Origin of the sequence: Varibaculum massiliense (assembly GCF_900106855.1) — a bacterium.
In the GTDB taxonomy this organism is placed as follows: Bacteria; Actinomycetota; Actinomycetes; order Actinomycetales; family Actinomycetaceae; genus Varibaculum; species Varibaculum massiliense.
Window position 1 is genome coordinate 2,112,130 of the sequence record NZ_FNWI01000004.1, and the last position, 23,270, is coordinate 2,135,399.

Consider the following 23,270-nt stretch of genomic DNA (forward strand, 5'->3'; position numbering starts at 1 on the left):
TTAGGAGTGAAAATATGTGGACCCTAGGCTGGATTGCCAATGCCCTTAACCGGTCTTGTCAGAATCCGGATATTGAAGTTACCGGACAGGTAGTCACCGATTCACGTGAGGTTAAACCAGGGGATCTCTATGTGGCACGGCGCGGTGAACACTCTGATGGTCACAGTTTCTTAGCGGCAGCAAAAAACGCGGGAGCAGCGGCGGCAATCGTTGAACGCTCGGAAGAGGCTGAAAAAGCGGGGATTGCCTATATTCAGGTTCCGGAAGCTACACGGGCATTAGGGTGGCTGGCTCATTCCCATTTAGCGAATCTGCGATCCCAAGCGAGCGGCAACAAACCTATTTGCGTAGGGATTACCGGTTCTGCGGGTAAAACTACCACTAAGGATTTGCTGTCTTCCTTACTCCAGTTGCGCGGGGCAGTAGTGGCTCCGGAAAAGTCCTATAACAACGAGGTCGGGGTACCCTTAACCATTCTGCGTGCGGATGAAACTACCGACTTTTTGGTGTTAGAGATGGGGGCATCCGGGGCGGGGCATTTGGCGTTACTTACTGAAATTGCCCCTTTGGATATGGCGATTGAGCTGATGGTGGGGCATGCCCACCTAGGCGGATTCGGCAGTATTGAAGGCTTGGCGCAGGCCAAGGCGGAACTGCTGTGGGGACTGCGAAACTTCCCAGGGAAGCGTTATTGGCCGCTTAGCGAACCGGCTTTGCAGGCAAAAGAAGTTTTCGCGCAAGACGGATATCGCGATGCCTTCCCGGTTTCTTCCGCTGCCCCCTCCCTAGCCATCTTGAATTTGAACGATAAGCGAGTGCAGCAAATGGCTTCGGGTCAGGCAATACGCTATTTTGGGGAAAATGACGCTGACTCCGCTGGGGAAATCAGTAAGCATCACGTAGGGGTTTACGCCTCCCAAGTAAAGATAGATGACCAGGGGCGAGCCGAATTTTTAATGACTCGCGGGCAAGAAACTCTCAAAGTGAAATTAGGGTTAGTAGGTAGGCATAATGTCTCCAATGCCCTGGCGGCAGTGACTGTCGCTACTGAGCTGGGGGTTTCTCTAGCGGACGCAGCTCACGTCCTCGAAAAGGCTCATCCGCTATCACAGCACCGCTTGGATGTGCGGGAAATCGATGCCGGGATTACCATCATCGATGATTCCTATAACGCCAATTTGGATTCGATGCGTTCGGGAATAAAAACCCTACAGACTTTAGCGAAAGCTAAAGGGCAGGGACGCGCGATAGCAGTTTTAGGGGAAATGTTGGAACTGGGGGAGGATTCCGATAGCCATCACCGCCTGGTTGGGCAAGCGTGCCGGGAGGCAAACCTTGACCTAGTTATCACTGTGGGGAAAGCGGCAAAACCTATTTACCAGACAGTTTCTGACCACGCCGAGGCACAACACTGTGAAAATGCCCAGCAGGCGCTTAAAGTGGTAAAGCAGGTTCTAACTCCCGGCGATACGGTATTGATTAAAGGATCTAACGGATCTGGGGTCTGGAAAATTGCAGACGCCCTTACAGGAGGTGACGAGGGCTAATGGTGCCTTTGGGAATAGCGCTTTTAACCTCTCTAGTTATCTCGTTAGCGGGGACACCGGTGCTTATTCGGCTGCTCCGCAAACACCAATACGGTCAGTTCATTCGCAAAGATGGTCCTACCGCGCATTACACTAAACGCGGTACCCCCACTATGGGGGGAATTGTAATAATTTTAGCTACGGTCTGCGGTTGGATTGCCGCGCACATTGCGTCTTGGACTTTCCCCTCAGCCTCGGGATGGCTACTAATGCTGTTGATATTAGGGCTGGGGCTGATTGGATTCCTTGATGACTACATAAAAATTTCCCGGCAGCGTTCTTTAGGTCTGACAGGATGGGCTAAAATAGCTGGTCAGCTGGCGGTAGGTACCACTTTTGGGGTGTTAGCTTTACTATTTCCTCGCCGGGAAGAAACCGGGATAGCGATTACCCCCGCCTCTACCAAAATTTCGCTGGTGCGCGATATAGACGGTCTGGATTTGGCATTTGCGGGCGTAGTAGTAGCCTTTATTCTTTTTGCAATCTGGGCAAACTTTCTTATCGCTGCCTGGTCAAACGGGGTGAACCTGACTGACGGTCTAGACGGTTTAGCCTCGGGCGCCTGCCTATTCGCATTCGGTGCCTATACCGGGGTGGCTACCTGGCAGTACTATCAACGTTGCCCGCTTAGGCAAGTTGCTCCCCAGGTAATGGATGCTTGTTACGAGGTACGTGATCCGGCAGATTTAGCCATTATTTCTTTGGCAATAGTCGGTGCCTGTTTTGGCTTCTTGTGGTGGAATACTTCTCCTGCCCAGATTTTCATGGGGGATACCGGTTCCCTGGCTCTAGGTGGAGCTTTCGCCGGACTATCGATTTTGACGCGCACCGAGTTCCTGGCAGTTATCATCGGCGGGTTATTCGTGATGATCGTAATGTCGGATGTTATCCAGGTGGGGGTATTTAAACTAACCGGTAAACGGGTGTTCAAGATGGCGCCTTTGCACCACCATTTCGAGTTAAAAGGCTGGAAAGAAGTAACCATCGTTGTTCGATTCTGGATTATTGCCGGGCTTTTTGCGATTGCAGGAGTGGCTCTCTTCTATGCCGAATGGGTGGTTGCAATCAAGTGACAAACCAAATGTGGGCAGACCGGCGGGTCTGTATTATCGGTTTAGGCTCCTCCGGACGCGCCTGCGCTGAAGTGCTGACCACTTTAGGAGCGAAAGTATCCGGGATTGATGACCAGGAAGAGGCAGTAGAGCGCTGCTCTCAGGACTATCCCCGGGCGCACTTCTACCAGGCGGATCAAGAAAGCTGCGCAGCTCTCCTCGATAAGATTTCCCCTTCCCTAATAGTAGTCAGTCCCGGGGTTCCTCCCCGTCACCGCGCTTTTTCCTGGGCGAGGGAGCGCCAGGTGGAACTGTGGGGCGAGGTGGAGTTAGCCTGGCAGATTCAAAAAACCGCAACCGCGCGTCCCGATACCCCTTGGCTTACTATTACCGGTACTAACGGGAAAACCACCACCGTGGGGATGACGCGTTCAATCTTGCAGGCTGCTGGATACGAGGCGCTCGCGGTAGGCAATGTTGGGTCTCCGGTGGTGTTGGCGGCAGCTAACGCTAAAGCCCAGGTGCTAGCGGTGGAGCTATCCAGTTTTCAGCTACACACTATCAGGACGCTATCGCCCCTGGCGGCGGTATGTTTGAATCTTGATGCTGATCATCTTGATTGGCATGGCAGCCAACAGGCTTATGCGGCAGCAAAAGCGCGGGTATATGAACGCGCCCAAAAAGCTGCCCTCTATAATCAGCAAGATTCCCAGACTCTGCAAATGGTGCTGGATGCCGATGTAATCGAGGGTTGCCGGGCAATCGGTTTTACTACCGGTACTCCCGATATTTATCAGCTGGGCATAGTAGAGGACATGCTGGTAGATCGCGCCTTTAGCGCTAATCCTCGCCAAGAAGCAGTAGCGTTAGCGGGCAGAGGGGATTTCCACTACTACCAGGCAGAACCGGGGATTACCGTCTTGCAAGATGCACTGGCAGCTGCCGGTTTGACCCGGGCATTTGGGGTAGAGGCACAAGCGGTACGCGATGGGATACGCGAGTTTGTTCCCCAGGCGCATCGGCGGGTAACAGTTGGTCGAGCAGCTGACGTTACCTGGATAGATGACTCGAAAGCTACCAATACTCATGCGGCTGCAGCCTCCCTAGCGGGGAGTTCTCCTAATTCGGTGGTCTGGATTGCCGGCGGAGATGCCAAGGGGCAGTCGTTTGACCAGCTAATTCCCGAGGTAGCCAGCTGTTTGCGGGGGGTAGTGCTAATCGGAGAAGATCGCTCCGCTCTGCGTCAGGCTTTAGCGCAGCATGCACCGCAAGTGCCGGTGGTAGAAGTTGCTGGTCACGAGGACATGATGTTTTCCGTGGTAAACGAGGCGGTAGCACTTTCGCGCCCCGGAGATCAAGTAATCTTGGCTCCCGCCTGCGCCTCCTGGGATCAGTTCGCAAACTATTCTCAGCGAGGGGATGCGTTTGCCGAGGCTGTATCCCGTTTGGAGGGATAGGATGGTCAAGGGTAAAGCGGCGAAGAAAAAACAGAAATCCCGCAGCGGGGTTACCGGGGCAGTAAAAGCAAAAATTCCTCGTATCAAAGTGGAACGAGCTCCCAGTTTCCGCTCCGATAACCCAGAAGATAAGCGCCAGCTGCTTACCCTGTGGCGTTCTATCACCCGTAATCCGCTCTTCGACTACCAAATGCTATGGTTCCTGATTATTGCGCTGTCGCTTATTGGATTGCTAATGCAATTTTCAGCTTCAGTTATCCTGGAACTTTCTGCCGGAATTAATCCCTACTGGGGAATCATCCGTCCCTTGGTCATTATCGCTATGGGATTCGCGGTGATGATTTTTATTTCGCGCCTGCCCGCCGGAAACCTAGAAAAATATACCCTTATTTTCATATTTCCCCTGGCAGTGGCGGGACAGTTAGCGGTTTTTACCGGCCTGGGTCGCGCCCAAGGAGGTAACCGTAACTGGGTATATGTTCCGGGCATCAACCAGGTATTCCAGCCCTCGGAGTTCTTAAAAGTTGCTTTTATCCTGCTGCTAATCACAGTGTTTGTTAGTGGTAGATGCCAGATAGATTCCTTTAGTTCACTTGCAAAATGGGTGGGAATACCCTTCCTGATAGTGGTAGCCACGGTAATGGGTGGTCACGATATGGGAACCTTGTTAATCTTCGTTTCTATTCTGTTGTGCGTGCTGCTGGTAGCGGGGATTTCTATGCGTTGGTTGGGGGCGGGAATCGCCTTGCTCGCCCTGGGGGCAGTCGGTGCGGTAATGGCTTCTTCTTCGCGGCGACGCCGGGTACTTTCCTTCTTAAATCCCTCACAGGCAGATCCCATGGGCTCAGGACTGCAGCCGCTACGCGCCAAATGGGGGCTCGGAACCGGGGGGCTGACCGGGGTGGGGCCGGGGGCTTCGCGGCAAAAATGGAACTACCTGCCAGAGGCACATACTGACTTTATCTATGCCATTTTGGGAGAAGAGTTCGGACTAGTGGGAACGTTGCTAGTGCTGTTACTTTTCGGGTTGCTAGCTTGGATACTGTGCCGACTCGTTATTCATTCCGCGAATCCCGCTACTCGAATCTGCGCGGGAGGAACTTTGGGGTGGATAATCGCGCAAGCTTTAATAAACATCCTGGTAGTAATCGGATTCTTGCCGGTAGTGGGGGTACCTTTACCGCTAGTTTCCTCGGGAGGATCTACTGCTTTGGCAACCCTAATACAGATGGGAGTGCTCTTAAGTTACGTGCGCGCCGAACCGGGAGTAGCCCAGGCGGCAGCACGCAGACCAAAATATCTACGTGCCACTAGTGCAGTGAGATGGGGGAAACGCAATGGAAAATAGGAAATCGGTACTCTTAGCCGGAGGGGGAACCGCCGGTCACGTTAATCCTCTACTCGCGGCGGCGCGTTGCCTGCGGGATAAAGGATGGCAGGTGACGATTGTTGGTACTAGGGAAGGGAAAGAAGCCGAGCTAGTACCGGCAGCCGGTTTTGAGCTGAACACTATCCCGCGAATCCCGTTACCACGTCGTCCTTCTCTGCAGTTTTTTACTATCCCCACCCGGATGCGTGCGACCGTGCGGAAAATCGAATCCTTGATTCAGCAGAACAAGGTGAGCGTGGTGATCGGCTTTGGAGGATACGTATCCACTCCCGCCTATTTCGCGGCGCGGCGCGCGCAGGTACCTTTGGTGATTCATGAACAAAATGCCCGTCCCGGGTTAGCTAACCGCTTGGGGGCGCGCTGGGCAAAAGTGGTCTCTTTAACCTTCCCCTCCACGAAACTACAGGCTAAACGGGGGAAAACTGTTTGTATTGGTTTGCCCCTGCGTCCCGAAATAGCGGCTCTGGCTAAGAAACGTCAAGATCGGCAGGAACAAGGACGGCAGCGCCAGGCGGCATTGAAATCTTTTGATCTTAATCCCCAGTTACCAACCCTGCTGGTCACCGGGGGATCGTTGGGGGCGCTTTCCTTAAACCAAGCAATGCAAGCCGCACTGGAACAGCTACCGGAAAACATCCAGGTGATTCATCTAACCGGGAAAGGTAAAGATGAGCCGGTGCGGCGCGCCCTGCCCGAATCCCTAAAAGCTCGCTACTGCATCTTGGATTATTTAGTAGATATGGAACGAGCTCTAGCCGCTAGCGACCTGGTGGTTTGCCGTTCCGGGGCGGGAACGGTAGCGGAGATGACTGCCTTAGGGTTGCCCGCTATCTATGTGCCACTTCCAATTGGAAACGGTGAGCAACGCCTTAACGCCTTGGATGCGGTCAGAAGTGGGGGAGCGCTATTGGTTGATAACGCCAAGTTTAATGCGGATTTCGTTACCGGAAAGGTAATGCCTTTGCTGTTGTCACCAGAACGCTTGGAACAGATGTCGCAGGCAATGCCAAAAGAAGGGACTGACGCCGCGGAGAAACTGGCAAAAATCGCTGAGGAAGTAAGCAGATGAGTAAGGAAAAATATCATTTTATTGGGGTCGGCGGAGCCGGAATGTCGGTGGTGGCGCAGCTTTTTTTCGCGCGTGGCTGGCAGCTTACCGGCTCAGATCAAAACGATTCTGCTAACCTAAAAAAACTACGAGAACTGGGGATTCACTGTTGGGTGGGCACCAGGCCACAGCTGATTACCTCGGAAATGACCGTCGTCTATTCCAGTGCGATTCACCCTGACAATCCCGAATTTGCGGCGGCTAAAGCTGCCGGATGCAAGTTCCTGCATCGCTCGCAGGCGCTTGCCTTAGCCTCCGCTGATTGTAAGTTCGTGGCAGTAGCAGGTGCCCACGGCAAAACCACTACTTCGGGAATGTTGGCGCAAACTTTTTCGCAACTAGGCGCCGATCCCTCCTTCGCGGTTGGCGGGGTAGTGCGCCACTATCAAACCGGCGCTCACCTGGGTAAAGGTGACTATTTTATTGCCGAAGCCGATGAATCCGACGCTTCTTTCCTTAATTATCGCCCGCAGGTAGCAATCATTACTAATATCGAGCCTGATCATCTGGATAATTATGGATCTGCTGAAAAGTTTGAACAGGCATTTTTTGACTTCACCAATTGTATTAAGCCTGGTGGGACCGTGATTCTTTGTACCGATGATCCCGGTTGCTGCCGTTTATTAGCGCGGCTACGCAGCCCGCAGGGGGCGGCTGCAGACCAGAAAAGTAAAATCCAGATGCTGGGGTATGGCATAAAAAATCCTCCCGCCGGTCTTGATCGTTTTTGTCAGGTTAAACCGCAGGAAGAAGAACCCGCCTCCGTGTCTGCAGAGTTTATCCTGGGGGAGGAATCCACAACGGTACGCCTGCCGATGCCGGGACAACACAACTTATTGAATGCGGCAGCAGTGTTTCTAGCTGCGCAGGTAGCAGGTTTTTCTGGTTCTGAAATCTCCCAGGCTTTAGGGGATTTTGCGGGAACTGCACGCCGCTTTGAAACTAAAGGGGAAGTGGGGCGAATCCGGGTAATTGACGACTACGCTCACCACCCCACCGAGGTAGAAGCACTGATGCATCAGGCACGCGAGGCTGCTGTTACCGGACGGGTGTTGGCGCTGTTCCAGCCGCATCTATATTCGCGTACCCGCAACTTTGCTTCCCGTTTTGCTTCCGCCCTGGATCTAGCTGACCAGGTAATAGTTTGCGATATTTTTGGAGCGCGTGAAGATCCTATCCCCGGGGTTACCTCCCAGATCATTACCGACAAGATGCAGCACGGCAGTTATCTGCCAGATCGAGATACTGCTGCACGCCTCCTCGCCGAAGCCGCGCAGCCAGGAGATTTAATCCTAACGGTGGGAGCCGGGGACGTAACTGCAGCGGGAGCAGTTATTTTGCGTACTTTAGAGCAAAGGTTTGCCCAGTGAGCAATCGCAAATCTTCCTTTTCGCGCCGCCCGAAAGCCACCGAAGTCTCGGGGAAAACCCGGGCGGGTAAAAACCGTAGGCAAGCGGGCAGTAAAAGCGAAAAAGCCCTGTCAAAACCGCGCGCCCGGCAGGTAACTTTAGCCTCCAGGGATCGGGCGGTAGTTTCTAGCGGTCTGGCGCAACGGCGCCAGGAAATAGCCCAGGTTAAACGGCGGCGGCAGTTGCGGCGTGTCGTCATCAGCGTCCTAATCACCATAGTTGTAGTAGCTTTGGGATATCTGTTCTGGTTTTCCCCGGTTTTTGCCTTGGACCCCGCGCAAACTCGAGTAATGGGAGCCAGTGCGCAAGCGCCTGCTAAAGCGGTAAAAGACGAGGTTGCCGGCTATGAAGGTAAACCCTTGCTACGCTTGCCTACCAGGAGAATAGCGTCCTCACTACAAAAAGAAAATCCTTGGATTAAACAAGCGCAGGTTAAACGGGAGTTTCCCCAAGGGCTTGCCGTCTATCTGACCTTGCGCCAGCCGGTAGCCCGAACTGCACAAGGCGCGGTAGTTGACTTAGAGGGGAAAGTGTTACCCGCAAACGGGCTTGAGGTGTCAAAACTGGTAGAGGTAGGGAGTAACTGTCCGCAAGCGCGCGCAACTGATTGCTTTAAGTCAGTGACTCAGGTGATAAACTCCCTTCCCCCCGAACTTAAAGAAAAAATGGATAGCGCCCAGGTGGTGCGGCTAGATAATGTAGAGCTGCAGCTCAAATCGGGAGCCAAGGTGGTTTGGGGTGCCAGCCGCGATAACCAGAAAAAAGCGCAGGTGCTGACGGTACTTTTGCAGCGCGAAGGCAGTGTCTATAACGTCACCGATTATGCACACCCTACGATTACTGGTTAGCACGTAGACGAGGGACATAGATTCAAAGTCCAGCTAGCAAGGGAAAACAAGACCTTGAAGGCAGATTTCACTGACACGCCTTGAAAATAGAGCAGTGCCTTGTATGGGGTAGGCTTTGAGGGAGTAATGAAGGGAGAAAAGTCCATGAGCAACAGCGTCAGCGATATACCGACATATCGTTACACCGCCAAGATGGCAGGGGAAATCGAAGAAAAATGGCAGAAGTACTGGTCAGAGCAAGGTACTTTTAATGCCGATAACCCGGTGGGTTCCCTAGCTGGTCCCTTGGCGGAAAAAGAATCATTCTTCGTGATGGATATGTTCCCTTACCCATCCGGTAAAGGGCTGCACGTGGGACACCCCCTCGGTTATATATCTACTGACGTAACTGGACGTTTTCAACGGATGCAAGGAAAGAACGTCCTTTACACCATGGGGTATGACGCTTTTGGTTTGCCCGCGGAACAGTATGCGGTAACTACCGGGCAGCATCCGCGCAAGACTACCCGGGAAAATATCTCCACTATGCATCGCCAGTTGGCGCGCATTGGTCTTTCCCATGATCAGCGGCGTTCTTTCGCTACTATTGATCAGGATTATTACCGCTGGACACAGTGGATTTTCTTGCAGATTTTCAACTCTTGGTACGACCCGGAGGCAAAGCGCCCAGATGGGGGGAAAGGCGCGGCTCGTCCCATTCAAGAGCTAATCGATAAGTTTAGTACCGGGGAAAAGGCTTTGCCCGAGGGGGCGAAGTGGAGTGAATTAACTCCCAAGCAGCGCGAGGATGTCCTTGAGGATTACCGTTTAGCCTACTTGTCTTATGCCCCGGTTAACTGGTGTCCGGGATTGGGGACGGTACTGGCTGATGAAGAAGTAACCTCCGAGGGGCGCTCCGAACGGGGTAACTTCCCGGTATTTCGGTCTCACTTACGGCAATGGATGATGCGGATTACCGCTTATGGTGACCGTCTGATTCAGGATCTAGCTACTTTGGATTGGCCGGAAAAAGTGCGCACTATGCAGGAGAACTGGATTGGACGCTCCCACGGTGCCACGGTAACTTTCCAAACCGAGGGACACAACCTGCAGGTTTACACCACGCGCCCCGATACCTTATTTGGAGCCACTTTTATGGTGGTAGCGCCGGAACACCCGCTGCTTTCCGGACTGGGGCAAAGCGAACTTCCCCAGGGCGCCGCCCAGATTCCTGCGCAGTGGCCACAGGGTACCCGGAAGGCTTGGACCGGGGGATATGAAAATCCGCAGCAGGCAGTACGCGCTTACCAGGAACAAGCGGCCGCCCGTAGCGAGCTTGAACGCGGAGAAGATGCCCGGGAAAAGACCGGGGTATTTACTGGTTTATTTGCGACCAACCCGGTTAATAATTGCCAGATTCCTATTTTCACTGCCGATTACGTGATGATGGGGTACGGTACAGGAGCGATTATGGCGGTTCCTGCCCACGATCAGCGTGACTGGGATTTCGCTAAGAAATTCGACCTAGACATTATCTACACCATTACCCCCGCCCCGGATGCGGATGAAGACGCCGCTTGGATAGGCGACGGGGTTATCCAGAATTCGGCTAATGACCAGATTTCTCTGAATGGTTTGGGTAAAGCCGAGGCTATTAAGAAGATAACTTCTTGGCTAGAAACTGCGGGACTGGGGGAAGCTACCACTACTTATCGCCTGCGGGATTGGTTATTCTCGCGCCAACGCTACTGGGGAGAGCCCTTCCCGGTGGTCTATGACGAGGACGGAGTGGTACACGCCCTCCCTGAATCAATGTTGCCCCTGGATTTGCCGGAGGTAGATAACTTTTCTCCGCGTACTTTTGCCCCCGACGATGCTGACTCTTCACCCGAGGCTCCACTTGGGCGCGCCGAGGACTGGATAAAAGTAGAACTGGATCTAGGACAAGGTAAAAAAACCTATTACCGGGACACTAACGTGATGCCTAACTGGGCAGGTTCCTGCTGCTACGAGCTGCGCTACCTCGACCCAGGGGAAAAGGATTTCCTAGCTAACCCCGAAAATGAACGTTACTGGATGGGGCCGCGCGAGGGTGCATCCTCGGGAGGTACCGATCTTTATGTCGGCGGGGTAGAGCACGCGGTCTTGCACTTACTCTATGCACGTTTTTGGCACAAAGTACTCTATGACCTGGGACATTTATCTAGCCTGGAGCCTTTCCATAAGCTGTTTAACCAAGGCTATATCCAGGCTTATGCCTACACCGATAAACGGGGAGCCTACGTGCCGGCATCAGAAGTAACAGGTGATGAGGCTAGCGGGTTCACCTATCAAGGGGAGCCGGTAAATCGTGAATACGGCAAGATGGGTAAATCCCTCAAGAATATCGTCACTCCTGATGATATTTGCGCCGAGTATGGGGCGGACACTTTCCGGGTATATGAAATGTCGATGGGACCGCTGGATATGTCGCGTCCGTGGGAGACCCGGGCAGTGGTGGGCTCCCAGCGCTTCTTGCAGCGGCTGTGGCGGAATGTGATTGATGAAAACACTGGTGAAGTTACCGTTAGCGAGGACGCGCCTGATTTGGAAACCCAGCGCGCCCTAGCCAAGGCGATTGCGGCAGTTACCGAGGATTATCGGGAAATGCGTCTCAACCTGGTGGTTTCGGATCTGATTGTGCTCAATAATCATTTGACTGCGCTGAAGGCGGTTCCGCGTGAAGCCGCGGAGGCGCTGGTGTTAATGATTTCTCCGCTCGCTCCCCATATTGCCGAGGAACTTTGGAATCGGCTGGGACACTCCTCCTCGCTGGCACGCGAGCCTTTCCCGGTAGTAACCGATGAGTCCTTACTGGTAGAAGAGGAAATTACTGCGGTGGTACAGATCAATGGCAAGGTGAAATATCGCCTGCAAGTTCCACAATCGATTTCTGCGGAGGAACTGGAAAAGCAGGCTTTGGAAACCGAAGTGGTCAAACGGAATCTGGATGGCGCTGAGCCTTTGAAAGTGATTGTCCGGGAACCGAAATTAGTAAACGTAGTAATCAGAAAGAAGAAGTAACCGCTACTGAAAACTAAAGGAAGTGAGCTTTTTCGTTTCCAATAGTTGTAGAGTTTTAGCCCGGAGATATATTAAGGAGCAAACTTGAGCCACGAAATCTGGACGCTGAAAGCGGGCAAAGATTCGGTGTCGATAGCTAAAATCGGAGCAACGGTTTTAGATTGGCAGGTTGAAGACCTCTTTGAGGAGCCTTGCGCGGTTCCCACACCTTTAGATGATCCGCGGGAGCTGGAAATGCGTACCGTGCATGTCATCGACGGTTATCGGGATGAGGCAGAGGCACGCGAGATGGACGGCTTCCGCAGCGCGCTGCTCGCTCCCTGGTCAAATCGTCTGCGTGACGGTAAATATACTTTCCAAGGACGCGAATATGATTTCCGGGGTAAGACCGTGGGCGGGGCGCTGGCATTGCACGGTCTGGTGACCAATCAGCCTTTTGAATTGCTGGAGTCTGGGGAAGATTTCCTGCGGGCAAAAGTACAGGTGCCAAAGCTAGACGCCTATCCTTTCGAGGTGGAAGTAGAAGTTACTTACCGTCTCAGCTCTAATCCGCACCGGCTGTCGCTAGATTTGCTTGCCAGAAATAATGGCGAGGGCGATGCCCCGATTACTTTAGGTTGGCATCCATATATTGCTTGCCAAGGGGGCAGCGTAGAAAATACTCGAGTTACGGTACCCTCTCAGGTTCGCGTACAAACCGATAACAATCTGATTCCAGAACCGGGAATCAAAGGATTTTCCACGCAAGCTTATCCGGTTACTCTGGTGCACCGCCGCGACATTGACTGGGGGATGACCTCTTTGGTGGCCGAAGACGGGGTAGCTACCGCTTTAGTTGACCATGCTGATGGATCGCAGACTGCCGTAGAGCTAAAAGATGCACGTCAGGGTCTGGGGTTAGCTACCCTGCATGTCTACACCGCCCAAGATTTGGCTTATCGCCGGGGATTGTCGGTGGCTGTGGAGCCGCTGCTGGCAATGACGGATGCTTTCAATCGTCCCGAGTGTGCAGAACTGATTACGGTACCGCCTGGTGGTGTCCAAGAATTACATGCTGCGTTAGAACACCGCAGTCCGCGACAGCTTTCTTAGTTTAGGAAGATATCTGGATATCCGACCTAGGTACTAGCTGTCTCACACTTATAAATCCCGCCGCAACCGCCCGAAACCTCGCGGTTGCGGCGGTTTTTTTTTCTACTAAAATCCGAGTTTACGCAGGTAAATACGCTATTTTTTAAAAGTTTATGTGGCTTCGCTTACTTTTAGGGAATCTGGTTTGACGCTGGGGGCTGAGGGCGGTAACTTTGTATTCGTTGCCGAGCGCAGAGGCCGGCGGGAGAAAAACTTTCCCGCCGCTTATTTTTTGCTCGCGACGAATCCTGACCGGTCAGTTTTGGTTGGTTTGTGGTTTGGTTGTTTGTGTTCTCGATAGTGTGTTTTTTTGTTTTGTTTGTGTGGGATTGGACTGGGCTTGCCTTGTTTTTGGGGTGGGTTTGGTTTTTTCTTGTTTTTGTTTTTTTGATGCTGATGATTTTGGAACGTTTTGTTTTTTGATTGTTGGTGTTTGTTTTTGCTGGATTGTTTTCTGGCTTGAACCATTTTTGGTCTGGCTTTTTTGGTTGGATCGTTTTTTTGCCTGCTGTTTTTGGTGGGTTGTTTTTGGTTTTTGTTGGAGAGTTTGATCCTGGCTCAGGATGAACGCTGGCGGCGTGCTTAACACATGCAAGTCGAACGGGATCCAAGGGGTGCTTGCACTTTTTGGTGAGAGTGGCGAACGGGTGAGTAACACGTGAGTAACCTGTCCTTTTCTTTGGGATAAGCATTCGAAAGGGTGTTTAATACCTTATGTTCTGTCTGCCTCGCATGGGGTGGGTGGGAAAGGCTTTGGCCGGATTTGGGTGGGCTCGCGGTCTATCAGCTTGTTGGTGGGGTGATGGCTTACCAAGGCTTTGACGGGTAGCCGGCCTGAGAGGGTGGTCGGTCACATTGGGACTGAGATACGGCCCAGACTCCTGCGGGAGGCAGCAGTGGGGGATATTGCACAATGGGCGAAAGCCTGATGCAGCGACGCCGCGTGGGGGATGAAGGCCTTCGGGTTGTAAACTTCTTTTGCTCTGAACAAGGCGCACTTTTGGGTGTGTTGAGTGTAGGGGTTGATTAGCGCCGGCTAACTACGTGCCAGCAGCCGCGGTAATACGTAGGGCGCGAGCGTTGTCCGGAATTATTGGGCGTAAAGGGCTTGTAGGTGGCTGGTTGCGTCTGTCGTGAAAGCTCATGGCTTAACTGTGGGTTTGCGGTGGGTACGGGCTGGCTTGAGTGCAGTAGGGGAGGCTGGAATTCCTGGTGTAGCGGTGGAATGCGCAGATATCAGGAGGAATACCGGTGGCGAAGGCGGGTCTCTGGGCTGTTACTGACACTGAGGAGCGAAAGCATGGGGAGCGAACAGGATTAGATACCCTGGTAGTCCATGCTGTAAACGTTGGGAACTGGGTGTGGGGGGCTTTTTTGTCTTCTGCGTCGTAGCTAACGCGTTAAGTTCCCCGCCTGGGGAGTACGGTCGCAAGGCTAAAACTCAAAGGAATTGACGGGGGCCCGCACAAGCGGCGGAGCATGCGGATTAATTCGATGCAACGCGAAGAACCTTACCAAGGCTTGACATGCACTGGACCGATCCAGAGATGGGTTTTCCTTTTTGGCTGGTGTGCAGGTGGTGCATGGTTGTCGTCAGCTCGTGTCGTGAGATGTTGGGTTAAGTCCCGCAACGAGCGCAACCCTTGTCCTATGTTGCCAGCAAGTTGTGTTGGGGACTCGTGGGAGACTGCCGGGGTTAACTCGGAGGAAGGTGGGGATGACGTCAAATCATCATGCCCCTTATGTCTTGGGCTTCACGCATGCTACATTGGCGTCTACAAAGGGTTGCGATACCGCAAGGTGGTGCGAATCTCTTAAAGGGCGTCTTGGTTCGGATCGGGGTCTGCAACTCGGCCCCGTGAAGGTGGAGTCGCTAGTAATCGCAGATCAGCAACGCTGCGGTGAATACGTTCTCGGGCCTTGTACACACCGCCCGTCACGTCACGAAAGTTGGTAACACTCGAAGCTTGTGGCCTAACTCTTTTTGAGGGGGAGCGGGTGAAGGTGGGGCTAGCGATTGGGACGAAGTCGTAACAAGGTAGCCGTACCGGAAGGTGCGGCTGGATCACCTCCTTTCTAGGGAGAATTTATTGTTTAAAACGCAAATGGAACAGGGAAACACTTTCCCCCCAAGGCTTTTTGGGGTTTTGGGGGGCTGTCGGGTATAGGAACAATCAGATCCGGTGGGTTTGTTTGTTTGGCTCATTAACTTTCAAGGCTTTTGGGTTTTGGGGTTTTTTGGGTTGGTTGTTTGTTTTTTGGAGAGTGGATGTGAGTGTCTTTGTGATGCTTTGAAAGTGAGAATCTTGTTCGTTGACCACCTTTGGGTGGTTGGTGTTTTTTTGTTTATTGGTTTGTTTTTTGTTTTTGAGCGTTTGGTGGATGCCTTGGCATCGTGTGCCGATGAAGGACGTTGTGGCTGGCGATAGCCTCGGGGAGTTAGCGAGCGAGCGTTGATCCGGGGGTTTCCGAATGGGGTAACCTAACCATAGTTGTGTGTGGTTGGCGCGCACTGAAGTTTTGATAGGTGTGTGTTGGTAGGGTGGGAAGTGAAACATCTTAGTACCGCCTTTTGTGAGATAGTCCGTGTGTAGTGGTGAGCGATAGCGGGTGTTGGCTAAACCGTTTGCGTGTGATACTCGGCAGGGGTTGCGCAGTCGGTGTTGTGGGGCAAAGTCGTTGAGAATCTGCCGGTTCTTGGGGCGTCATTGTGTGTGTGAGGTGAACAGGTTGGGATGCCTGGCCGTAGACCGTGACAGTCGGGTAGCTGGTTGCGCATGCAGGGCGTCGGGTTTTGTTCCCGAGTAGCGCGGGGCTCGTGGAATCTCGTGTGAATCTGCCCAGACCATTGGGTAAGCCTGGACGGGCGCGGTGACCGATAGTGGATTAGTACCGTGAGGGAATGGTGAAAAGTACCCCGGGAGGGGAGTGAAATAGTTCCTGAAACCAAGCGTTTTTAAGCCGTCAGAGCCATGGGATCCTTTTTGGGTTGGTGTGGTGGTGGCGTGCCTATTGAAGAATGAGCCTGCGAGTTATGTTGCGTGGCGAGGTTAACCCGTTGTGGGGTAGTCGTAGGGAAACCGAGTCCTGGGGGCGATTTAGTTGCGTGGTATAGACCCGAAGCGGGGTGATCTACCCATGGCCAGGATGAAGCGGCGGTAGAACGTCGTGGAGGTCCGCACCCACCAGGGTTGAAAACCTGGGGGATGAGTTGTGGGTAGGGGTGAAAGGCCAATCAAACTCCGTGATAGCTGGTTCTCCCCGAAATATATTTAGGTATAGCGTCCCATTTTTTGCTTGCGTGTGGTAGAGCTACTGGTTGGTTGATGGGCCTTGTTGGTTACTGAGATCTGCTAAACTCCGAATGCGCGTTAAGTTGGTGGGGCAGTCAGACAGCGGGGGATAAGCTTCGTTGTCGAGAGGGAAACAGCCCTGATCATCGGTTAAGGTCCCTAAGTGTGTGCTGAGTGGGAAAGGATGTGTAGTTGCGTTGACAGCCAGGAGGTTGGCTTAGAAGCAGCCACCCTTGAAAGAGTGCGTAATAGCTTACTGGTCGAGTGATTGTGCGCCGATAATGTAGTGGGGCTTAAGCATGCCACCGAAACTGTGACTACAACGCTTTTTGTGTTGTGGGGTAGGGGAGCGTCCTGCATTGTTGTAGCGGCCTGGTGATGGGTCGTGTGTGGTGTGGGAGTGAGAATGCAGGCATGAGTAGCGAGTCCAGCGTGAGAATCGCTGGCGCCGATAAACTAAGGGTTCCAGGGGAAGGTTTATCCGCCCTGGGTTAGTCGGGTCCTAAGGCGAGGCCGTCAGGCGTAGTCGATGGTTGAGCAGTTGATATTCTGCTACCGGGATAAGACCGTATATAGTACTCATTTCTTTGAGCTTGACGCCCTTTCCGGTTCTTGTCTTCCTTCGGGTTGATAAGGGTCGTTGGGTTTTGGGTTTTTGGTTTGAGTGTTTTAGCTTCGTGGTGACACAGTGAGATTGCCTGGCGCGGTGGTGGTTTACCGTGTTCAAGCCTGTAGCCTGTCTTCTAGGTCAAATCCGGAAGACGCATAAGGGTGAGGGGTGATGGTGAGACCCTTTTGGGTTGATAACAGGGTTGGTCTGTACTGTCGAGAAAAGCTGCGTTGTGAGGTGTTATTCCGCCCGTACCCTAAACCGACTCTGGTAGTTGGGTAGAGAATACTAAGGCGAGCGAGTGAATCGTGGTTAAGGAACTCGGCAAATTGCCTCCGTAACTTCGGGAGAAGGAGGCCCCACCCCTTGAAACTGCCTTTGCGTGGTTAGGGGGTGTGGGGTGCAATAGCAAGATGGAAGCGACTGTTTATCAAAAACATAGGTGCGTGCGAAGCCGTAAGGCGAGGTATACGCACTGACGCCTGCCCGGTGCCGGAAGGTTAAGAGGAACTGTCAGCCCTTTTGGGCGAAGCGGTGAATTTAAGCCCCGGTAAACGGCGGTGGTAACTATAACCATCCTAAGGTAGCGAAATTCCTTGTCGGGTAAGTTCCGACCTGCACGAATGGCGTAACGACTTCTGTGCTGTCTTGACCGCGAGCTCGGCGAAATTGCATTACGAGTAAAGATGCTCGTTACGCGCAGCAGGACGGAAAGACCCCGGGACCTTTACTATAGCTTGGTATTGGTAGCTGGTTGTGTTTGTGTAGGATAGGTGGGAGACGTTGAAGCAGCCACGCTAGTGGTTGTGGAGTCGGCAAGTGAAATACCACTCTGATGTTGCTGGTTATCTGAACCTGGGCCCATTATCTGGGTTAGGGACAGTGCCTGGTGGGTAGTTTAACTGGGGCGGTTGCCTCCTAAATGGTAACGGAGGCGCTCAAAGGTTTCCTCATCCTGGTTGGTAATCAGGGTTCGAGTGTAAGTGCACAAGGAAGCTTGACTGTGACACTGACGGGTGGAGCAGGTACGAAAGTAGGAACTAGTGATCCGGCAATGGCTTATGGAAGCGTTGTCGCTCAACGGATAAAAGGTACCCCGGGGATAACAGGCTGATCTTGCCCAAGAGTCCATATCGACGGCATGGTTTGGCACCTCGATGTCGGCTCGTCGCATCCTGGGGCTGGAGTTGGTCCCAAGGGTTGGGCTGTTCGCCCATTAAAGCGGTACGCGAGCTGGGTTCAGAACGTCGTGAGACAGTTCGGTCCCTATCCGCTGCGCGCGTTAAGACTTGAGAAAGTCCTGTCCCTAGTACGAGAGGACCGGGATGGACGAACCTCTGGTATGCCAGTTGTACCGCCAGGTGCATGGCTGGTTGGCTATGTTCGGAAAGGATAACCGCTGAAAGCATCTAAGCGGGAAGCCTGCTTTAAGATAAGGTCTTTCAGGTTCCCAGTAGACTACTGGGTAGATAGGCCAGAAGTGTACACGTTGTAAAACGCAAAGCTGACTGGTACTAAACAACCATAAAAAAACAAATCACAACACTAAAACACGTGTTCAAGCATCCACACAAAATTGTCGTCACGAAGACGCTCACACCCACTCTCAAACACCGTCTACAAGAACGGTACCCCCCAAAAAACCGGTCCTTAAAAGACAATCACCGGTTCAAGAAGAACAAGCAAGGGGGTAAACACATAGTCTTGTGGTGGTCATAGCGCCTAGGACACGCCCAGTCCCATCCCGAACCTGGAAGCTAAGCTAGGCAGCGCTAATGGTACTACGCCCCAACGAGCGCGGGAGAGTAAGACACCACCACAACCATTTTATTGAGGCAGGGCACAGAAGCTGGTTACAGTTTTTGTGCCCTGCCTTTCTATAAATTTCTTCACGAAGTTAATAATCGATTTTTGCCAGGAATCGAAATCATCTAAACGTTGTAAGCAGGCTTTTTCAACAGTCTCTTAGCCCTCAGATAGCGACTCCGTTGTTTGCTGAAAAATTACTTTTTTAAACCAACAGAATTACCGGCTTGCGGTGATACCATTAAGCAAGTGGTTTCAGGTGCAAGGAAGCACAGGAAATAAAGGAAGTTTTTGTGTCTACTGGAAACAATGATTTTGAAAACGATCAGATTAGGTCAGATACTGGTGTAGCAAATAAGCCTTCTGGTTCTCATAGCTCTTTACATGCGTTACTTCCTGCCCTGGCGCTTACCACAGTTACCGCAGTTTGGGGATCTACTTTTTTCCTAATCAAGGGATTAGTTGAGACTATTCCTCCTATTGATTTTCTTGGGATACGGTTTTTGATTGCCGGTGTTTTGATCGGCTCACTCCGTTTTCGCTCTTTATTAAAGGCTTCAGCTGCGATATGGGGTAAGGGCGCTGTACTTGGACTAATCTATGCCTCAGCACAAATTTTTCAGACTATGGGGTTGCAACATACGCACGCATCGGTTTCGGGTTTTATTACTGGAATGTATGTAGTGTTAACTCCAGTAGTTTTGCTACTGTTATTTCGCGAAAAAATTAGCGCTTTAACTTGGGGGACAATAATAGTAGCAACAGCAGGACTAATGATCCTCAGCCTTAATGGTTTTGCTTTAGGCTACGGAGAAGTAATCACACTTATAGGTTCTCTGCTGTATGCATTGCATATTGTCATGTTGGGACATTGGGCTCCCGACAGTGATGTCATGTTGCTTGGGGCTATTCAAGTCATGACTGTTGGAGTTATTTGTTTCATTGCTTCTACTCCAGGTGGGATAGAACTTCCCCACGACCCTATACAGTGGATGCAGATGCTTTATATGGCAATAATTGCTGGTTTACTTGCTATTTTACTCCAGACCTGGGCTCAGGCGCGTATAAGTGCTACGTCCGCAGCAATCATTATGACAACTGAACCTCTTTTCGCGGCAGGATTTGCTGTGGCTCTAGGTGGCGAACATATAACCTGGCGGTTACTCGTGGGAGGAGGATTGATACTCGCTGCAATGTTTGGAACTGAACTATTGCCGGAACGTGTTAAGAGCGGAAACCGGTAAGACTGGGGAATTTATTAACTTTAACGAAATCACCAACCTGTGAGTGTTTCATGAAAAGGAGATAAAAATGAAAACACTAAAATCAGTATTGGCTCTGGGGGTAGCAACGGTGCTAGCTGCTACTTGCCTTTCCGGCTGTTCGGGGGGGGGGGGGGGGGGGAAAGTCTTTTCTTTTTGAGAGTAAGTCCTCAGGAGGAGCTAAGGGCACGGTAACTTGGTCAACCTGGGGTACTCCCGATGAACTGAAAATCTTCGAACAATTTAATAAAGAGTTCATGCAGCGCCACCCGGATATTAAAATCAAATTTCAGCCGGTAGCATCTTACTCTGACTATCACTCCAAGTTGACTACGCAACTTAGCTCAAAAACTGCCCCCGATGTTTTTTATGTCGGTGATGATCGGATTACTTCCCTGGTACACAATCAAACTCTAGCTCCTATCGACGATCACTTGGGCACGGGCGACTCCGCGCTATCTTTGAAGGATTTTAACCATGACATTTACCGCATCGCGGAGATGGATGGTAAAACATACGCTCTTCCCAATGACGTAAATCCCGATGCATTCTGGTACAACAAGGTAGTACTCAAACAAGCAGGCATTACTGAGGATCCCGCGCAGTTAGCCAAAGAGGGCAAATGGACAACTGAAAAGTTCTTCGAAATGCTCGATAAAATAAAAGCCTCAGGTAAAGAAGGCGCGGCTTTCTGGAACTACTGGTCAACCACGGATTCTATTATGATTAGTCAGGGTGGCAAAGTCTACGATGACTCCGGGAAATACGTAGCAAATAAAGACGCTAAGTCGGTAAAGGCACTACAAGATTGGGCAGACAAGTTCAAATCTGGAGAACTTTTGGTTGCGGACGAGATGCCCTCGGGTGCAGATTCTGACACATTATTTGTCACCGACAAGTTAGGGTTTATGGTTCAGGGACGATACACCTTGGGAACCATTGAAAAGGCTAGCCGGGACAGTTCAGATTTTGATGTAGTAGGGTGGCCAACCCCTCAAGGAACTATTGGACGCAATGGTGTAGCCTCCTCCTTCCTGGCAGTGAATAAAAACGCAGCTGATTTGGATGCTGCTTTTACTTTCTTCAAAGAATTCCTGTCCAAAGAAGGGCAAACTTTGCGTTTAAAGGATAGCGGTAATGCGTTACCCTCTATTAAAGGAATTGATGAGATAGTAACTGACACCGGAAAGCCAGCAAATGTGCAGTCGCTTATCGAGATGCGCGACAAGGGATTTGCTAACTTCCCAACAGAGGCTGGGGTACCGGATCTGTCGAATGATATTTCTGTAAATATAATGCTCCCACTTTATAAGGGACAGAAAACGGCTCAGCAAGCTTTGGATGATACCGCAAAAATGGTTTCTGAAAAGGCAGGGAAGTAGTTAATTATGTTAACTACAAAGCCCGCTCCGTCCTCGGGCGGAGCGAAGGCTTCCACCGTGGCGGCTCCTAATGGAACGCCACGGTGGAAGAAACTCGATAGGTGGTGGGCACTGTTCTTCCTGGCACCACAAGGAATTGGTATTTTTGCATTTACCGTGCTGCCATTCGCCTTTTCTGTAGTTCTATGCTTCTACAGTTGGAATGGCTTGGGGCCTATGACTTTTGTGTCTTTTGATAATTTTAAGGCACAGCTGACTGACCCACTCTTTGGCCGGGCTGTATTAAATACTTTAGGTATTGCGGTTATTACAGTCCCAATAGGACTTCTACTAGCTATTGTGGTATCCGTTATGCTGAATTCTGTAAAGAATCGCACTTTGTACATGATCATGTTCTTCGCGCCGGTGGTTACATCCTCTGTTGCAGTGGCTCTAATCTGGCAGCAGCTACTGCGAGCTGATGGATTGCTGTCGACGACGATTGCGACAATATTTCGTGTAGCTCCCCCCGATTGGTTAAATGATCCCCGCCTGACCTTGTTGGCTCTTTGTGCGGTTACTATCTGGTCTTCACTTGGACTTAACGTGGTAATTTTCCAGGCGGGTTTGCAGAATATTTCACCATCGGTGTTAGAAGCGGCAGAGATTGATGGTTCAGGAAAGATACGTACTTTCTTCAGCATTATATTACCTATGCTTTCACCAACAATTTTCTTTCAGTCGGTTATAGCATTTATTTCCTCTCTACAAACGTTCGACTTGGTGTTCGTGCTAGTTAAGAATGCAGGTCCTGATAATGCCACGCGCACAATCGTTTATCACATTTACGATTTAGGCTTCAGAAAAATGGATTTGGGAATGTCGGCAACGGCTTCAATATTCCTGCTTTTACTGTCGGTGTTAATCACATTATTCCAATTTGGTTTGGAAAAGAGGTTTGTACATTATGAAGACTAATGACAATAACTCGAATAATACATTGACGGATACTCCTGAAAACAGAGCTAAAAAGGCACCTGAAAAACCCTCTGGAGATTCCCAGAGAATAGAAGCCACTAGTAAACGCATACGCCCCGGGCGCATAGTTTTACATGCATTCCTGATTCTGGGGTCGATATGCATGTTTGGGCCATTCGTGTGGATGCTGCTGTCTTCATTTAAGACGTTGCCGCAGCTACTAACCCATCCACTTTCCTTCCTGCCTGACCCGTTTACAGCGAATAACTTTGCTGAGGCATGGGCGGCTCTGCCGTTTGGTCGGGCATATTTCAACTCGATTTACATTACGATTTTGATTGTTGCGGGAGGAATCCTGACCACCGCCATGGCAGGTTACGGATTTGCGCGTATCCCTTTCAAGGGGGCGAAGTATTTATTTGCTGCGGTGCTGGTATGCCAAATGATTCCCAAGCAAGTTACATTGGTACCCTTTTATCAGTTGATGTCCTGGCTAGGCTGGGTGGATTCTCACCTAGCAATCATTATTCCTGGAATTCTAATGAATCCTTTTGGCATATTCCTATGTCGTCAGTTTATTCGTTCGATTCCAAAGGAACTTGAAGAAGCAGCTACTCTCGATGGTTGCTCCCGTATTAGGATTTTCTTCCAAGTAATCTTGCCGCTGATTCGCCCAGGTTTGGGTGCATTGGGAGTAATCATTGCCATTGATGCGTGGAATAACTTTTTGATGCCTCTGATCTTGCTAAACAGCACGGAGCTGTACACAGTTCCGTTACTTTTAGCGCAGTTCCAGGGACAATTCGGAGGAGTTAACTACGGCCTTATCATGGCGGCTACTTCGTTGTCCACCATCCCGATGCTGATAGCGTTCATAATCGGGCAGCGTCAGATAATCAGTTCCCTGGCTTCTTCTGGATTAGGAGGTAGGTAAAGC

Annotated in this window: 13 protein-coding genes and 3 rRNA genes; all 16 read left to right on the forward strand. The window is 51.4% G+C overall.

Annotated features, from left to right (window positions below; translation table 11 throughout):
- Positions 1–14 precede the first annotated feature (14 nt).
- The 16 genes from BQ5456_RS09335 (at position 15) to BQ5456_RS09410 (ending at position 23,267) form a co-directional block, all read left to right on the forward strand.
- On the forward strand, positions 15–1,547 hold the full coding sequence (locus BQ5456_RS09335) for a UDP-N-acetylmuramoyl-tripeptide--D-alanyl-D-alanine ligase (RefSeq protein WP_071129735.1): 1,533 nt from the start codon (positions 15–17) through the stop codon (positions 1,545–1,547).
- Positions 1,547–2,659: a phospho-N-acetylmuramoyl-pentapeptide-transferase gene (mraY, locus tag BQ5456_RS09340; protein WP_071129736.1), complete on the forward strand. Its 1,113-nt coding sequence runs from the start codon at positions 1,547–1,549 to the stop codon at positions 2,657–2,659. Before BQ5456_RS09335 ends, mraY begins: the two co-directional genes overlap by 1 nt.
- An 8-nt stretch (positions 2,660–2,667) precedes the next feature.
- Entirely contained in the window at positions 2,668–4,095 is a 1,428-nt protein-coding gene (gene murD / locus BQ5456_RS09345; RefSeq protein ID WP_071129737.1) for a UDP-N-acetylmuramoyl-L-alanine--D-glutamate ligase, read from the forward strand.
- A 1-nt stretch (position 4,096) separates the two neighbouring features.
- On the forward strand, positions 4,097–5,443 hold the full coding sequence (locus BQ5456_RS09350; protein ID WP_159428788.1) for an FtsW/RodA/SpoVE family cell cycle protein: 1,347 nt from the start codon (positions 4,097–4,099) through the stop codon (positions 5,441–5,443).
- Positions 5,433–6,554: an undecaprenyldiphospho-muramoylpentapeptide beta-N-acetylglucosaminyltransferase gene (gene murG / locus BQ5456_RS09355; protein WP_071129738.1), complete on the forward strand. Its 1,122-nt coding sequence runs from the start codon at positions 5,433–5,435 to the stop codon at positions 6,552–6,554. Before BQ5456_RS09350 ends, murG begins: the two co-directional genes overlap by 11 nt.
- Positions 6,551–7,963 carry a UDP-N-acetylmuramate--L-alanine ligase gene (gene murC, locus BQ5456_RS09360; RefSeq protein ID WP_071129739.1) on the forward strand — a complete coding sequence of 471 codons (1,413 nt, stop codon included), beginning with the start codon at positions 6,551–6,553 and terminating at the stop codon, positions 7,961–7,963. The genes murG and murC overlap by 4 nt, the downstream gene beginning before the upstream one ends.
- On the forward strand, positions 7,960–8,850 hold the full coding sequence (locus BQ5456_RS09365) for a cell division protein FtsQ/DivIB (RefSeq protein WP_071129740.1): 891 nt from the start codon (positions 7,960–7,962) through the stop codon (positions 8,848–8,850). The genes murC and BQ5456_RS09365 overlap by 4 nt, the downstream gene beginning before the upstream one ends.
- Before the next feature lie 144 nt (positions 8,851–8,994).
- The gene (locus tag BQ5456_RS09370) at positions 8,995–11,892 is read left to right on the forward strand and encodes a leucine--tRNA ligase (RefSeq protein WP_071129741.1); all 2,898 of its coding nucleotides are present in this window, start codon (positions 8,995–8,997) and stop codon (positions 11,890–11,892) included.
- An 84-nt stretch (positions 11,893–11,976) separates the two neighbouring features.
- A complete protein-coding gene (locus tag BQ5456_RS09375) occupies positions 11,977–12,984 on the forward strand; it encodes an aldose 1-epimerase (RefSeq protein WP_071129742.1) in 1,008 nt (335 codons plus the stop codon).
- Positions 12,985–13,558: 574 nt separating this feature from the next.
- Positions 13,559–15,099 (forward strand): 16S ribosomal RNA (locus BQ5456_RS09380).
- Positions 15,100–15,378: 279 nt separating this feature from the next.
- A 23S ribosomal RNA gene (locus BQ5456_RS09385) occupies positions 15,379–18,463 on the forward strand.
- 168 nt (positions 18,464–18,631) lie between these two features.
- A 5S ribosomal RNA gene (gene rrf, locus BQ5456_RS09390) occupies positions 18,632–18,748 on the forward strand.
- Together the 16S, 23S and 5S rRNA genes form the textbook arrangement of a ribosomal RNA operon.
- Before the next feature lie 277 nt (positions 18,749–19,025).
- Positions 19,026–19,976, forward strand: a complete 951-nt coding sequence (locus BQ5456_RS09395; RefSeq protein WP_235858572.1) for a DMT family transporter — start codon at positions 19,026–19,028, stop codon at positions 19,974–19,976.
- Positions 19,977–20,224: 248 nt separating this feature from the next.
- The gene (locus BQ5456_RS09400) at positions 20,225–21,376 is read left to right on the forward strand and encodes an ABC transporter substrate-binding protein (RefSeq protein WP_268872107.1); all 1,152 of its coding nucleotides are present in this window, start codon (positions 20,225–20,227) and stop codon (positions 21,374–21,376) included.
- Positions 21,377–21,382: 6 nt separating this feature from the next.
- Positions 21,383–22,333 (forward strand): carbohydrate ABC transporter permease, encoded by a 951-nt coding sequence (locus BQ5456_RS09405; protein WP_083378465.1) that lies wholly within the window; start codon positions 21,383–21,385, stop codon positions 22,331–22,333.
- Positions 22,323–23,267 carry a carbohydrate ABC transporter permease gene (locus BQ5456_RS09410; RefSeq protein WP_083378466.1) on the forward strand — a complete coding sequence of 315 codons (945 nt, stop codon included), beginning with the start codon at positions 22,323–22,325 and terminating at the stop codon, positions 23,265–23,267. The genes BQ5456_RS09405 and BQ5456_RS09410 overlap by 11 nt, the downstream gene beginning before the upstream one ends.
- The last annotated feature ends 3 nt before the right edge of the window (positions 23,268–23,270 follow it).

Coding starts and splice junctions, on each gene's coding strand:
- BQ5456_RS09335 (WP_071129735.1), top strand. CDS start 15: ATGTGGACCCTAGGCTGGATTGCCAATGCCCTTAACCGGTCTTGTCAG.
- mraY (WP_071129736.1), top strand. CDS start 1,547: ATGGTGCCTTTGGGAATAGCGCTTTTAACCTCTCTAGTTATCTCGTTA.
- murD (WP_071129737.1), top strand. CDS start 2,668: ATGTGGGCAGACCGGCGGGTCTGTATTATCGGTTTAGGCTCCTCCGGA.
- BQ5456_RS09350 (WP_159428788.1), top strand. CDS start 4,097: ATGGTCAAGGGTAAAGCGGCGAAGAAAAAACAGAAATCCCGCAGCGGG.
- murG (WP_071129738.1), top strand. CDS start 5,433: ATGGAAAATAGGAAATCGGTACTCTTAGCCGGAGGGGGAACCGCCGGT.
- murC (WP_071129739.1), top strand. CDS start 6,551: ATGAGTAAGGAAAAATATCATTTTATTGGGGTCGGCGGAGCCGGAATG.
- BQ5456_RS09370 (WP_071129741.1), top strand. CDS start 8,995: ATGAGCAACAGCGTCAGCGATATACCGACATATCGTTACACCGCCAAG.
- BQ5456_RS09405 (WP_083378465.1), top strand. CDS start 21,383: ATGTTAACTACAAAGCCCGCTCCGTCCTCGGGCGGAGCGAAGGCTTCC.
- BQ5456_RS09410 (WP_083378466.1), top strand. CDS start 22,323: ATGAAGACTAATGACAATAACTCGAATAATACATTGACGGATACTCCT.